Genomic DNA, 15054 nt, shown 5'->3' on the forward strand with positions numbered 1-15054 from the left:
CCTCGGCCCTTCGGGCAGCCCGTTGATCGACGCCTCCAGTCGGCCCTGGCGCTTTACGGGGCATACAATCAAGATCACAAGCCAGATCAACAGCCAGATCAACAGCCAGATCACAAGCCAGGTCGCGGGTCGGATCAGGATCAGCGGATGGAAATAAAAAAGGCTGCCCGAGGGCAGCCTTTTTTTTGCAGCTGGAAAACTTACTTGCGGTCTTCCAGTTTGCTCACGTCGCGCGAATCGTAGCCGGTGTACAGCTGGCGCGGGCGGCCGATCTTGTACGGGCTGGAGAGCATTTCCTTCCAGTGCGAGATCCAGCCCACGGTACGTGCCAGGGCGAAGATCACGGTGAACATGCTGGTTGGAATGCCGATCGCCTTGAGGATGATCCCCGAGTAGAAGTCGACGTTCGGGTACAGCGAGCGCTCGATGAAGTAAGGATCGGTAAGGGCGATCTCTTCCAGGCGCATGGCCAGTTCCAGCTGCGGGTCGTTCTTGATGCCCAGCTCTTTCAAGACTTCGTCGCAGGTCTGCTTCATCACGGTGGCGCGCGGGTCGCGGTTCTTGTAGACGCGGTGACCGAAGCCCATGAGCTTGAACGGATCGTTCTTGTCCTTGGCCTTGGCGATGAACTTGTCGATGTTGGACACATCGCCGATTTCATCGAGCATGGTCAGCACGGCTTCGTTCGCACCGCCGTGGGCAGGGCCCCACAGTGCGGCGATGCCGGCGGCGATACAGGCGAACGGGTTGGCACCCGACGAGCCTGCCAGACGCACGGTGGACGTCGAGGCGTTCTGTTCGTGGTCGGCGTGCAGGATGAAGATGCGGTCCATGGCCTTGGCCAGGATTGGACTGATCGGTTTGATCTCGCACGGGGTGTTGAACATCATGTGCAGGAAGTTTTCCGCGTACGTCAGGTCGTTGCGCGGGTACATCATGGGTTGGCCCATGGAGTACTTGTACACCATCGCTGCCAGGGTCGGCATCTTGGCGACCAGGCGCACGGCGGAAATTTCGCGGTGCTGCGGGTTATTGATGTCCAGCGAGTCATGGTAGAACGCCGACAGGGCGCCAACCACGCCGCACATCACGGCCATCGGGTGGGCGTCGCGGCGGAAGCCGTTGAAGAAGGTCTTCAACTGCTCGTGCACCATGGTGTGGTTCTTCACGGTGCTGACGAACTGGGCCTTCTGCTCTGCCGTCGGCAGTTCGCCGTTGAGCAGCAGGTAGCAGGTTTCCAGGTAGTCGGATTTCTCGGCCAGCTGCTCGATCGGGTAGCCCCGGTGCAGCAGGATGCCGTTGTCACCATCGATGTAGGTGATCTTCGATTCGCACGAGGCGGTCGACATGAAACCTGGGTCGAAAGTGAAGCGGCCCGTGGAAGTCAGGCTTCGCACGTCGATAACATCGGGACCAACGGTGCCGGTTAAAATGGGCAGCTCGACGGGGGCTGCGCCCTCGATGATCAACTGCGCTTTTTTGTCAGCCATGTGGCCTCCTATTAATGCTTGAAATCATCAGACAGACCCCCCACGCAGGGCCCGCACCACTATAGTGAGATAAATCCGAATGTCAATTTGCTTAAAGTCAGGCTGTACAAGGCTTTTAGCGCGTTTTTTCATTGCTGATCCCTGCCATTTACGCCTTTTTTTCATATAGCGCAATCCGCCCTTTCGGGTAGGTCGGCGCGTTGTCATTAGTATCCTAACTGTCTATACTCGGCAGCCGACCGTCAGGGGCTTTTCAGCCCGTTTCCGCTGGCGTCGTCACTCCCTGGGTGGTGGGTACCTGACCAGTACACTTCCCGACAACTTGCCCTGCTTGCTAGGGGCTCTTCAGTGTGAAAAAAAGCCGTGAATAGCCAACGACCTGTAAACCTAGACCTAAGGACCATCAAACTCCCCATAACCGGCGTAACGTCGTTCCTTCATCGCGTATCGGGCATCATCCTGTTCCTGGGTATCGGCTTCATGCTTTATGCATTGGGCAAATCCCTGGGTTCGGAAGAAGGCTTCGCGTCCGTGAAGGACACCTTGACCAGCCCCCTGGCCAAGTTCGTTGCATGGGGTCTTTTGTCCTCCCTGCTGTATCACCTGGTGGCCGGTGTGCGCCATCTGATCATGGATGCCGGTATTGGTGAGACGCTGGAAGGCGGTCGCCGTGGCTCCAAAATCATCATCGCCGTTTCCGTGGTGCTGATCGTTCTGGCAGGAGTTTGGATATGGTAACCAGCGTTACGAATCTTTCGCGTTCGGGCCTCTACGACTGGATGGCACAGCGTGTGTCGGCGGTTGTCCTCGCGGCTTATTTCATTTTCCTGATCGGATACCTCGTTGCGCATCCGGGCATTGGTTTCGACCAATGGCATGCGCTGTTCTCCCACAACGCCATGCGCATCTTCAGTCTGTTGGCGCTGGTGGCCCTCAGTGCTCACGCCTGGGTCGGCATGTGGACCATCGCCACCGACTACCTGACGCCAATGGCGCTGGGCAAGGCGGCGACGGCAGTGCGTTTCCTGTTCCAGGCAGTATGCGGCGTAGCAATGTTCGCGTACTTCGTCTGGGGTGTGCAGATTCTTTGGGGTATCTGATTCATGGCTAGCATCAATTCAATGACTTTCGACGCCATCATCATCGGTGGTGGTGGCGCCGGCATGCGCGCTGCGCTGCAACTGGCACAGGGCGGTCACAAGACTGCCGTGGTCACCAAGGTGTTCCCGACCCGTTCGCACACTGTATCTGCCCAGGGTGGCATCACCTGCGCTATCGCCTCGGCCGACCCGAACGATGACTGGCGCTGGCACATGTACGATACCGTCAAGGGTTCCGACTACATCGGTGACCAGGACGCTATCGAATACATGTGTTCCGTAGGTCCGGAAGCCGTGTTCGAACTGGAACACATGGGCCTGCCGTTCTCTCGTACCGAGCAGGGCCGCATCTACCAGCGTCCGTTTGGTGGCCAGTCCAAGGACTTCGGTAAAGGTGGCCAGGCCGCCCGTACCTGCGCCGCTGCTGACCGTACCGGCCACGCGCTGCTGCACACCCTGTACCAGGCCAACCTGAAGGCCGGTACCGTATTCCTGAACGAATACTACGCCGTTGACCTGGTGAAGAACTCCGACGGCCAGTTCGTCGGCGTGATCGCCATCTGCATCGAAACCGGTGAAACCTCGTACATCCGCGCCGACGCGACCGTACTGGCTACCGGCGGTGCCGGCCGTATCTACTCGTCCACCACCAACGCCCTGATCAACACCGGCGACGGCGTGGGCATGGCCCTGCGTGCCGGCGTGCCGGTGCAGGACATCGAGATGTGGCAGTTCCACCCGACCGGCATCGCCGGCGCCGGTGTACTGGTTACCGAAGGTTGCCGTGGTGAAGGTGGTTACCTGATCAACAAGCACGGCGAGCGTTTCATGGAGCGTTATGCGCCGAACGCGAAGGACCTGGCTGGTCGTGACGTGGTTGCCCGCTCGATGGTTAAAGAAATCATCGCCGGCAACGGTTGCGGTCCTGACGGCGACCACGTGATGCTGAAGCTCGACCACCTGGGCGAGGAAGTGCTGCACAGCCGCCTGCCTGGCATCTGCGAACTGTCGAAGACCTTCGCCCACGTTGACCCGGTCGTCGCGCCAGTTCCTGTGGTTCCAACCTGCCACTACATGATGGGCGGCATCGCCACCAACATTCATGGCCAGGCCATCACCCAGGACGCCGAAGGCAACGACACCATCATCCCTGGCCTGTTCGCAGTGGGTGAAGTGGCGTGCGTATCGGTACACGGTGCCAACCGCCTGGGCGGCAACTCGCTGCTCGACCTGGTGGTATTCGGCCGCGCCGCCGGCCTGCACCTGGAGCAGGCCCTGAGCGAAGGCGTGGAATACAGCCGCGCCAGCGACACCGACATCGAAGTGGCCCTGGCTCGCCTGAACGGCCTGAACACCCGTACCACCGGCGAAGACGTCGCTACCCTGCGCAAAGAGCTGCAGCAGTGCATGCAGAACTACTTCGGCGTGTTCCGTACCGGCGAATACATGCAGAAGGGCATCGCCCAGCTGGCGACCCTGCGCGAGCGTATCGCCAACGTCAAGATCAACGACAAGAGCCAAGGTTTCAACACCGCTCGAATCGAAGCCCTTGAGCTGCAGAACCTGCTGGAAGTGGCCGAAGCCACCGCGATCGCCGCAGAGCATCGCAAAGAGTCCCGCGGCGCCCACGCCCGTGAAGACTACGAAGACCGCGACGATGAAAACTGGCTGTGCCACACCCTGTACTTCCCGGGTGAGAAGCGCGTTGCCAAGCGTGCTGTCAACTTCTCGCCGAAAACCGTTCCGACTTTCGAACCTAAAGTCCGGACTTACTAAGGGTGGCCGCCATGTTGCAAGTCAGTGTTTACCGCTACAACCCCGACGTGGATACCGCGCCGTCCATGCAGACCTTCCAGGTCGACACCGGCGGCAAGGACCTGATGGTCCTGGACGTGCTGGCGTTGATCAAGGAGCAGGACGAGGGTTTCTCGTACCGTCGCTCCTGCCGTGAGGGCGTTTGCGGCTCCGACGGCATGAACATCAACGGCAAGAACGGCCTGGCGTGCATCACGCCGCTGTCCGCTGTCGTAAAAGGTAACAAGTTGGTCATCCGTCCACTGCCAGGCTTGCCGGTAATCCGTGACCTGGTCGTCGATATGAGCATCTTCTACAAGCAGTACGAGAAGGTGAAGCCTTTCCTGCAGAACGACACGCCGGCCCCGGCCATCGAGCGTCTGCAGTCGCCGGAAGAGCGCGAGAAGCTGGACGGTCTGTACGAGTGCATCCTGTGCGCTTGCTGCTCGACTTCCTGCCCGTCCTTCTGGTGGAACCCGGACAAGTTCCTGGGCCCTGCTGCGCTGCTGCAAGCCTACCGTTTCCTGGCTGACAGCCGTGACACCAAGACCACAGAGCGTCTGGCGTCCCTGGATGACCCGTTCAGCGTGTTCCGCTGCCGGGGCATCATGAACTGCGTGAACGTTTGCCCCAAGGGTCTGAACCCTACCAAGGCGATCGGCCACGTACGTAACATGCTGCTGCAAAGCGGCGTTTGATACTGATACACCTGCTGTAACGTAAAGCGCCAGGGTGCGGGTCTTCTTCAGCCCGTACCCTGGTAACAACCAGAGCGCGGCCCACAAGGCCTTCGCTTTTAATTTTGAAGCAATGAGACCAGCAGGGGCATCCGGGCTGGTACCCGGACTACTTGCGTGATTTCTCGGTGGCTTGTTGTAGTCGCTGCACTCGGACTTATTCAAGCTTGCTGTGGCGTCAACGCCGGTGGAGTCCCCAAACGAGGGTGACCAAGCATGCAAGAAAGCGTGATGCAGCGCATGTGGAGCAGTGCCTACCTTTCCGGTGGTAACGCTGCCTATGTGGAAGAGCTCTACGAACTCTACCTGCACGACCCTAACGCTGTGCCAGAAGAGTGGCGCACCTACTTCCAGAAGCTGCCTGCCGATGGCGGCGCAGCTACCGATGTTTCGCACTCGACGATTCGCGATCATTTCGTGCTGCTGGCCAAAAACCAGCGCCGCGCCCAACCGGTTTCCGCCGGAAGCGTGAGCAGCGAGCACGAGAAGAAGCAAGTTGAAGTGCTGCGATTGATCCAGGCCTACCGCATGCGCGGCCATCAGGCGGCCCAGCTGGACCCGCTGGGGCTGTGGCAGCGACCTGCACCGGCAGACCTGTCAATCAATCATTACGGCATGACCAATGCCGATCTCGATACAACCTTCCGTGCCGGCGACCTGTTCATCGGCAAGGAGGAAGCGAGCCTACGTGAAATTCTCGAAGCGTTGCAGCAGACATATTGTCGCACCATCGGTTCGGAGTTCACTCACATCGTCGATTCCGAGCAACGCCAGTGGTTCCAGCAGCGTCTGGAAAGCGTGCGCGGCCGTCCGGTGTTCTCCGCTGACGTGAAGGGCCACGTGCTCGAGCGCGTGACCGCGGCAGAGGGCCTGGAGAAGTACCTGGGCACCAAGTACCCGGGCACCAAGCGCTTCGGTCTGGAAGGCGGCGAGAGCCTGATTCCGATGCTCGACGAGATGATCCAGCGTTCCGGTTCCTACGGCACCAAGGAAGTGGTCATCGGCATGGCCCACCGTGGCCGCCTGAACGTGCTGGTGAACACCTTCGGCAAGAACCCGCGCGAGCTGTTCGACGAGTTCGAAGGCAAGAAGAAGGTCGAGCTGGGCTCCGGTGACGTGAAGTACCACCAGGGCTTCTCGTCCAACGTGATGACCCCGGGCGGCGAAGTGCACCTGGCCATGGCGTTCAACCCGTCCCACCTGGAGATCGTATCGCCAGTGGTCGAGGGTTCCGTGCGCGCCCGCCAGGACCGCCGCAACGACGCGGTCGGCGACAAGGTGCTGCCGATTTCCATCCACGGTGACGCTGCGTTCGCAGGCCAGGGCGTGGTCATGGAAACCTTCCAGATGTCGCAGACCCGCGGTTTCAAGACCGGCGGCACCGTGCACATCGTGATCAACAACCAGGTCGGTTTCACCATCAGCAACCCGCGCGACTCGCGTTCCACCGAGTACGCCACCGACGTTGCCAAGATGATCCAGGCGCCGATCCTGCACGTGAACGGCGATGACCCGGAAGCGGTGCTGTTCGTCACCCAGCTGGCCGTCGACTACCGCATGCAGTTCAAGCGCGACATCGTCATCGACCTGGTGTGCTACCGCCGTCGCGGCCACAACGAGGCCGATGAGCCAAGCGGCACCCAGCCGCTGATGTACCAGCAGATCGCCAAGCAGCGCACCACTCGCGAACTGTACGCCGAGCGCCTGATCCAGGGCGGCAGCCTCAACGCCGACGCCGTGCAGGCCCAGGTGGACGAGTACCGCAACGCGCTGGACAACGGCCTGCACGTGGTGAAAAGCCTGGTCAAGGAACCGAACAAGGAACTGTTCGTGGACTGGCGCCCGTACCTGGGCCACGCCTGGACTGCGCGCCACGACACCCGCTTCGACCTCAAGACCCTGCAGGAACTGTCCGCCAAGCTGCTGGAAATTCCGGAAGGCTTCGTGGTGCAGCGCCAGGTCGCGAAGATCTACGAAGACCGCCAGAAGATGCAGGCCGGTGGCTTGCCGATCAACTGGGGCTACGCCGAAACCATGGCCTACGCCACCCTGGCCTTCGAAGGCCACCCGGTGCGCATGACCGGCCAGGACATCGGTCGCGGCACGTTCTCGCACCGTCACGCGGTCCTGCACAACCAGAAGGATGCTTCCACCTATATCCCTCTGCAGAACCTGTACGCCGGCCAGCCACGTTTCGACCTGTACGATTCGTTCCTGTCCGAAGAAGCGGTACTGGCGTTCGAATACGGCTACTCCACCACCATGCCTAACGCGCTGGTGATCTGGGAAGCCCAGTTCGGTGACTTCGCCAACGGTGCCCAGGTAGTGATCGACCAGTTCATCACCAGCGGCGAGCACAAGTGGGGTCGCCTGTGCGGTCTGACCATGCTGCTGCCACACGGTTATGAAGGGCAGGGCCCGGAGCACTCCTCCGCGCGTCTGGAGCGTTACCTGCAGCTGTGCGCCGAGCACAACATCCAGGTGTGCGTGCCGACGACCCCTGCACAGATCTACCACCTGCTGCGTCGCCAGGTCATCCGTCCGCTGCGCAAGCCGCTGGTGGTCCTGACGCCGAAGTCGCTGCTGCGTCACAAGCTGGCGGTCTCGACCCTGGAAGACCTGGCCGAAGGCTCCTTCCAGACCGTTATCCCGGAAGTCGACGCCATCGAGCCAGCCAAGGTCAAGCGCCTGGTGCTGTGCAGCGGCAAGGTCTACTACGACCTGCTGGAAAAACGTCGTGCCGAAGGCCGTGATGACATCGCGATCGTGCGTCTGGAGCAACTGTACCCGTTCCCTGAAGACGACCTGATGGAGACGCTCGCCCCGTACACCAACCTCGAGAACGTGGTGTGGTGCCAGGAAGAGCCGATGAACCAGGGCGCCTGGTACAGCAGCCAGCACCACATGCGTCGCAGCTTCAACAACCACAAGAAGGGCCTGGTCCTGGAATACGCCGGTCGCGATGCTTCGGCCGCGCCAGCCTGTGGTTACGCTTCGATGCACGCCGAGCAGCAGGAAAAACTGCTGCAAGACGCATTCACCGTTTGATGCCATCGCGCACAAGAAACCGAATTTAAGGAACCACTGATAATGGCTATCGAGATCAAAGCCCCTACTTTCCCGGAATCGGTTGCCGATGGCACCGTTGCCACCTGGCACAAGCAACCGGGCGAAGCCGTCAAGCGCGACGAGCTGATTGTCGACATCGAGACCGACAAAGTAGTGCTGGAAGTACTCGCCACCGCTGACGGCGTCCTGGGCGCCATCGTCAAGGGCGAGGGCGAAACCGTCCTGTCCGACGAAGTCCTGGGCTCCATCGTTGAAGGCGGCGCCGCTGCCGCCGCTCCAGCTGCCGCGCCTGCCGCTGCCGCTGCTGCACCTGCTGCTGCCGCCGCTGGCGACGAAGACGCCATCGGCGCGCCGGCTGCGCGCAAGCTGGCCGAAGAAAACGGCATTGCCCTGAGCAGCATCAAGGGCACTGGCAAGGACGGCCGCGTGACCAAGGAAGACGTGGTTGCTGCCATCGAAGCCAAGAAGTCCGCACCTGCCGCTGCGCCTGCTGCCAAGCCTGCCGCCGCTGCCGCCGCTCCTGTGTTGGCCGCCGGTGACCGCGTTGAAAAACGCGTGCCGATGACCCGCCTGCGCGCCAAGGTTGCCGAGCGCCTGGTCGAAGCCCAGTCGAACATGGCCATGCTGACCACTTTCAACGAAGTCGACATGACCGAAGTCATGGCCCTGCGTTCGAAGTACAAGGACCTGTTCGAGAAGTCCCACAACGGCGTGCGCCTGGGCTTCATGTCGTTCTTCGTCAAGGCTGCCACCGAAGCGCTGAAGCGCTTCCCTGCGGTCAACGCCTCGATCGACGGCGCCGACATCGTCTACCACGGCTACGCTGACGTCGGCGTTGCCGTGTCCAGCGACCGCGGCCTGGTCGTGCCAGTACTGCGTAACGCCGAGCTGATGAGCCTGGCCGAAATCGAAGGCGGCATCGCCACCTTCGGCAAGAAGGCGCGCGACGGCAAGCTGTCGATGGAAGAAATGACTGGTGGTACCTTCACCATCACCAACGGCGGTACCTTCGGTTCGATGATGTCGACCCCGATCGTCAACCCGCCACAGGCCGCTATCCTGGGCATGCACAACATCATCCAGCGCCCGATGGCCGTCAACGGTCAGGTCGTGATCCGTCCGATGATGTACCTGGCGCTGTCCTACGATCACCGCCTGATCGACGGTAAAGAAGCCGTTACCTTCCTGGTGACCATCAAGAACCTGCTCGAAGATCCGGCTCGTCTGCTGCTGGACATCTGACAAAGCAGCCGAAAGCTGTAAGCTACGAGCCTCAAGCCGTCCGCGGCGGGGCTCTGGCCTGCAGCTTGCGGCTTGAAGCTTGAAGCTAATAGGAAGCTATTTATGACTCAGAAATTCGACGTGGTAGTGATTGGTGCGGGCCCTGGCGGCTACGTGGCCGCCATCAAGGCAGCACAGCTCGGTCTTTCGACTGCCTGCATCGAGAAGTACACCGACAAGGAAGGCAAACTGGCCCTGGGCGGTACCTGCCTGAACGTCGGCTGCATTCCTTCCAAGGCGCTGCTGGACAGCTCCTGGAAATTCCACGAAGCCCAGGACGGTTTCGCCATCCACGGTATCAGCCACAGCGGCGTGACCATGGACGTGCCAGCGATGGTCGGCCGCAAGGCCAACATCGTCAAGGGCCTGACCTCCGGCGTTGCCACCCTGTTCAAGGCCAACGGCGTCACTTCGATCCAGGGCCACGGCAAGCTGCTGGCTGGCAAGAAAGTCGAAGTCACCAAGCCTGACGGCACCACCGAAGTCATCGAAGCCGAGAACGTCATCCTGGCCTCCGGTTCGCGTCCGATCGACATTCCGCCGGCTCCGGTCGACAACAAGGTCATCGTCGACTCCACCGGCGCCCTGGAATTCCAGGCCGTGCCAAAACGCCTGGGCGTGATCGGCGCCGGCGTCATCGGCCTGGAGCTGGGTTCGGTATGGTCGCGCCTGGGTGCCCAGGTGACCGTGCTGGAAGCCCTGGACACCTTCCTGATGGCCGCTGACACCGCCGTCTCGAAAGAAGCCTACAAGACCCTGACCAAGCAAGGCCTGGACATCAAGCTGGGCGCACGCGTCACCGGCTCCAAGGTCAATGGCGAAGAAGTCGTGGTCACCTACACCGACGCCAACGGCGAACAGAACATCACCTTCGACAAGCTGATCGTTGCCGTGGGCCGTCGCCCAGTGACCACCGACCTGCTGGCCGCCGACAGCGGCGTGAACATCGACGAGCGTGGCTTCATCTTCGTCGACGATCACTGCACCACCAGCGTGCCTGGCGTCTACGCCATCGGTGACGTGGTACGTGGCATGATGCTGGCCCACAAGGCCTCGGAAGAGGGCATCATGGTCGTCGAGCGCATCAAGGGTCACAAGACCCAGATGAACTACGACCTGATCCCATCGGTTATCTACACCCACCCGGAAATTGCATGGGTCGGTAAAACCGAACAGGCCTTGAAGGCTGAAGGCGTTGAAGTTAACGTGGGCACCTTCCCGTTCGCCGCCAGTGGCCGTGCCATGGCAGCAAACGATACCGGCGGTTTTGTAAAAGTTATCGCTGATGCCAAGACTGACCGCGTGCTGGGTGTCCATGTAATTGGCCCAAGCGCCGCAGAACTGGTTCAGCAGGGCGCGATCGGCATGGAATTCGGCACTAGCGCCGAAGACCTCGGGATGATGGTTTTCTCCCACCCGACCCTGTCCGAAGCACTGCATGAAGCAGCGCTGGCCGTGAATGGCGGTGCCATCCACGTTGCCAACCGTAAAAAGCGTTAAGTGAAACAATAAGAAACCACGACGGGCCGCCCGTCGTGAGTCTTGCGTGCACGACTCACCGCGGAAAGTTCGTCGGACTCACCCCGCAGGCCAACAGGGACCACGCATCCTTGAAAGCCTGCGAGCAGCAGTCACAGGTGGCGCGGCACTCCACAGAGAGCGCAGCGCCGAAGCGCAGTACCTAACGAAGACGGTAATAAGCATGAATCTTCACGAGTATCAGGGTAAGCAGCTGTTCGCTGAATACGGCCTGCCAGTATCCAAGGGTTACGCGGTAGACACCCCGGAAGAAGCTGCAGCAGCTTGCGAAAAAATCGGCGGGACTGAATGGGTCGTCAAGGCTCAGGTCCACGCGGGTGGTCGCGGTAAAGCGGGCGGCGTAAAGCTGGTTCGCAGCAAAGAAGACGCCAAGGCCTTCGCACAGCAGTGGCTGGGCAAGCGCCTGGTGACTTACCAGACTGACGCCAATGGCCAGCCTGTTACCAAGATCCTGGTTGAATCCTGCACCGATATCGCCAAAGAGCTGTATCTGGGCGCAGTAGTCGACCGCTCCAGCCGTCGTATCGTGTTCATGGCTTCCACCGAAGGTGGCGTGGACATCGAGAAGATCGCTCACGACACTCCTGAAAAGATTCTGAAAGCTACCATCGACCCACTGGTCGGCGCACAGCCGTTCCAGGGTCGTGACCTGGCGTTCCAGCTGGGTCTGGAAGGCAAGCAGGTTGCCCAGTTCGCCAAGATCTTCGTTGGCCTGGCCAAGCTGTTCCAGGACCACGACCTGGCCCTGCTGGAAGTCAACCCGCTGGTGATCAAGGCCGACGGCGACCTGCACTGCCTCGATGCCAAGATCAACATCGACGCCAACGCCATGTACCGTCAGCCTAAGCTGAAGACGTTCCATGACCCGTCGCAAGACGACGCCCGTGAAGCCCACGCTGCCAAGTTCGAACTGAACTACGTGGCACTGGAAGGCAACATCGGCTGCATGGTCAACGGTGCCGGCCTGGCCATGGGTACCATGGACATCGTCAACCTGCACGGCGGCAAGCCTGCCAACTTCCTGGACGTGGGCGGCGGCGCTACCAAAGAGCGCGTGACCGAAGCGTTCAAGATCATCCTGTCCGACTCCAACGTCGCCGCAGTACTGGTCAACATCTTCGGCGGCATCGTTCGCTGCGACATGATTGCCGAAGGCATCATCGGCGCCGTGAAAGAAGTCGGCGTGAAAATCCCGGTCGTTGTGCGCCTTGAAGGCAACAACGCTGACCTGGGCGCCAAAGTACTGGCAGAAAGCGGTCTGAACATCATCGCTGCCACCAGCCTGACCGACGCTGCTCAACAAGTCGTTAAAGCTGCGGAGGGCAAGTAATGAGCGTCCTGATCAATAAAGATACCAAAGTCATCTGCCAGGGCTTCACCGGCTCGCAGGGTACTTTCCACTCCGAACAAGCCATCGCCTACGGCACCAAGATGGTTGGCGGCGTGACCCCAGGCAAGGGTGGTACCACCCACCTGAACCTGCCAGTGTTCAACACCGTTGCCGAGGCTGTAAAAGCCACCGGCGCCACCGCCAGCGTGATCTACGTACCGGCTCCGTTCTGCAAGGACTCCATCCTTGAAGCGGCGTTCGGCGGCATCAAGCTGATCATCTGCATCACCGAAGGCATTCCTACCCTGGACATGCTGGATGCCAAGGTCAAGTGCGACGAGCTGGGTGTTACCCTGATCGGCCCGAACTGCCCAGGCGTCATCACTCCGGGCGAGTGCAAGATCGGCATCATGCCAGGTCACATCCACTTGCCAGGCAAGGTAGGCATCGTGTCGCGTTCCGGCACCCTGACCTACGAAGCCGTGAAGCAGACCACCGACGCCGGCTTCGGCCAGTCGACCTGCGTCGGCATCGGCGGTGACCCGATCCCGGGCTCCAACTTCATCGACATCCTGAAGCTGTTCCAGGAAGACCCGAAGACCGAGGCGATCGTGATGATCGGCGAGATCGGCGGTTCGGCTGAAGAAGAAGCGGCTGCCTACATCAAGGCCAACGTGACCAAGCCGGTCGTGTCCTACATCGCTGGTGTGACTGCCCCTCCAGGCAAGCGCATGGGCCACGCAGGCGCAATCATCTCCGGCGGCAAGGGCACTGCAGACGAGAAGTTCGCTGCCCTGCAAGACGCTGGCGTGAAAACCGTGCGTTCGCTGGCTGACATCGGCAAGGCCCTGGCCGAGCTGACTGGCTGGGAAATCAAGAAGGCCTGAGCCTTCGTTGATTAGCTGAGCCAACAAAGGCCACCTTCGGGTGGCCTTTGTCGTTTTCGGAGGTGGAAAGGTGAAACGTTTCGCCTGACGAAATCGGCAAAAAATGTCCCCCGTGCGACATTACCGCGCGTTCATCGGACAGTACGTGCAATAACAGTGCGTTTATCGCCCGAATCCGATACGCTAGCCGCCATCTCTGCGATTTGCCCCCAAAAGGGGTAGCCGCACGCTGTAAGGGCCTTGGCTTATCCAGCCTGGCCGCATTTCCCTGACCCATGGGAGATCCCTCTCTAAATTCCGATTCAGTAGTGTGGATTCCTTAATGAAAGTGTTGAAAGGCCAGGACATCCTGGCACTTGGTTTCATGACGTTCGCGTTGTTCGTAGGTGCTGGCAACATCATCTTCCCACCGATCGTCGGCCTGCAGGCCGGCCCTCACGCGTGGATGGCGGCCTTCGGCTTCCTGATCACCGCCGTGGGCCTGCCCGTGGTGACCGTGGTCGCCCTGGCGAAAGTCGGCGGCGGCATGGACGCGCTCAGCAGCCCCATCGGCAAGGTCGCCGGCGGCCTGCTGGCGGCTGTCGCGTACCTGGCCGTGGGCCCGCTGTTCGCCACCCCACGTACGGCCACCGTGTCGTTCGAAGTGGGCCTGGCGCCCCTGACCGGCGACAGCCCGACCGCGCTGTTCTGCTACAGCCTGGTGTACTTCATCGTGGTGCTGGCGGTGTCGATGTACCCTGGCAAGCTGCTCGATACCGTGGGCCGCTTCCTGGCACCGCTGAAAATCATCGCCCTGGCCGCGCTCGGCATTGCCGCGTTCATGCTGCCTGCCGGCCCCGTGGGTGACGCGCAACCGGCCTACCAGGCCGCGCCGTTCTCCAATGGCTTCATCAACGGCTACCTGACCATGGACACCCTGGGTGCCCTGGTCTTCGGCATCGTCATCGTCAACGCCATCCGCTCGCGCGGCGTCGAGTCGCCGAAGCTGATCACCCGCTACGCCATCATCGCCGGCCTGATCGCCGGTGTCGGCCTGGCGCTGGTGTACGTCAGCCTGTTCCGCCTGGGTGAAGGCAGCCACATCATCGCGGCCGACGCCACCAACGGCGCCATGGTCCTGCACGCCTACGTGCAGCACACCTTCGGCTCCCTGGGCAGCGGTTTCCTTGCCGTGCTGATCTCCCTGGCGTGCCTGGTGACTGCCGTGGGCCTGACCTGCGCCTGTGCCGAGTACTTCAGCAAGTGCCTGCCGCTGTCGTACAAGACCCTGGTGGTGCTGCTGGCCGGCTTCTCGCTGCTGGTGTCGAACCTGGGCCTGACCAAGCTGATTGCCTTCTCGATCCCGGTGCTGACTGCCATCTACCCGCCGTGCATCGCGCTGGTGGCGTTGAGCTTCTGCAAGGAGTTCTTCAGCTCGCCGACTCGCGTGTTCGCGCCGGTGATGGGTGTGTCGCTGCTGTTCGGCCTGGTTGATGCCCTCAAGGGCGCCGGTTTCACCGAATGGCTGCCGGCCTCCCTGGCCAACCTGCCGCTGAGCGACCAGGGCCTGGCGTGGCTGGTGCCTTCGGTGGTCACCCTGGTGGCTGCCGTGGCCTACGACCGCGTGATGGGCAAAGCCCGCGAAGCGGTTGCCTGACACCCGGTAGCAAACCTTTGCCGGCGGCCACAAGCCGCCCAGGCAATATCGAAATGCCCTGCATCGACGGATGCAGGGCATTTTTTATGCCTGGCCGAAAAGCCCCGTAGCAGCAACTGTCTTGAAACGGCGTCGTCTGCATCGCGACTAAAGTCGGCTCCTACGCCGTACGTGGTAGGAGCCGGCCTTGG

General features: G+C 61.1%; 11 protein-coding genes. 10 read left to right on the forward strand and 1 reads right to left on the reverse strand.

Going from position 1 to position 15054, the window contains the following annotated elements; translation table 11 throughout:
- Nucleotides 1-200: 200 nt before the first annotated feature.
- Nucleotides 201-1490, reverse strand: a complete 1290-nt coding sequence (gene gltA, locus ACWKWX_RS32130) for a citrate synthase (RefSeq protein WP_416423270.1) — start codon at nt 1488-1490, stop codon at nt 201-203.
- Nucleotides 1491-1853: 363 nt separating this feature from the next.
- Between gltA and sdhC the strand changes: the two genes are divergently transcribed.
- From sdhC to brnQ, 10 genes are all read left to right on the forward strand, one after another.
- Nucleotides 1854-2228 carry a succinate dehydrogenase, cytochrome b556 subunit gene (gene sdhC, locus ACWKWX_RS32135; protein ID WP_008372071.1) on the forward strand — a complete coding sequence of 125 codons (375 nt, stop codon included), beginning with the start codon at nt 1854-1856 and terminating at the stop codon, nt 2226-2228.
- Entirely contained in the window at nt 2222-2590 is a 369-nt protein-coding gene (sdhD, locus tag ACWKWX_RS32140; RefSeq protein WP_416423271.1) for a succinate dehydrogenase, hydrophobic membrane anchor protein, read from the forward strand. The genes sdhC and sdhD overlap by 7 nt, the downstream gene beginning before the upstream one ends.
- A gap of 3 nt (nt 2591-2593) precedes the next feature.
- On the forward strand, nt 2594-4366 hold the full coding sequence (gene sdhA, locus ACWKWX_RS32145) for a succinate dehydrogenase flavoprotein subunit (RefSeq protein ID WP_416423272.1): 1773 nt from the start codon (nt 2594-2596) through the stop codon (nt 4364-4366).
- Nucleotides 4367-4377: 11 nt separating this feature from the next.
- The gene (locus ACWKWX_RS32150) at nt 4378-5082 is read left to right on the forward strand and encodes a succinate dehydrogenase iron-sulfur subunit (RefSeq protein ID WP_473005929.1); all 705 of its coding nucleotides are present in this window, start codon (nt 4378-4380) and stop codon (nt 5080-5082) included.
- A gap of 255 nt (nt 5083-5337) precedes the next feature.
- Entirely contained in the window at nt 5338-8169 is a 2832-nt protein-coding gene (locus ACWKWX_RS32155; protein WP_473005930.1) for a 2-oxoglutarate dehydrogenase E1 component, read from the forward strand.
- A gap of 42 nt (nt 8170-8211) precedes the next feature.
- Nucleotides 8212-9432 (forward strand): 2-oxoglutarate dehydrogenase complex dihydrolipoyllysine-residue succinyltransferase, encoded by a 1221-nt coding sequence (gene odhB, locus ACWKWX_RS32160; RefSeq protein WP_483829883.1) that lies wholly within the window; start codon nt 8212-8214, stop codon nt 9430-9432.
- Between the two features lie 102 nt (nt 9433-9534).
- A complete protein-coding gene (gene lpdA, locus ACWKWX_RS32165) occupies nt 9535-10971 on the forward strand; it encodes a dihydrolipoyl dehydrogenase (RefSeq protein WP_416423276.1) in 1437 nt (478 codons plus the stop codon).
- Nucleotides 10972-11173: 202 nt separating this feature from the next.
- A complete protein-coding gene (sucC, locus tag ACWKWX_RS32170; protein WP_416427566.1) occupies nt 11174-12340 on the forward strand; it encodes an ADP-forming succinate--CoA ligase subunit beta in 1167 nt (388 codons plus the stop codon).
- Complete coding sequence (sucD, locus tag ACWKWX_RS32175) at nt 12340-13227, forward strand: succinate--CoA ligase subunit alpha (RefSeq protein ID WP_158155878.1); 888 nt, start codon at nt 12340-12342, stop codon at nt 13225-13227. Before sucC ends, sucD begins: the two co-directional genes overlap by 1 nt.
- A 322-nt stretch (nt 13228-13549) precedes the next feature.
- A complete protein-coding gene (gene brnQ / locus ACWKWX_RS32180; protein ID WP_416423277.1) occupies nt 13550-14863 on the forward strand; it encodes a branched-chain amino acid transport system II carrier protein in 1314 nt (437 codons plus the stop codon).
- Nucleotides 14864-15054 lie beyond the last annotated feature (191 nt).

It is taken from the genome of Pseudomonas imperatae (assembly GCF_057128625.1).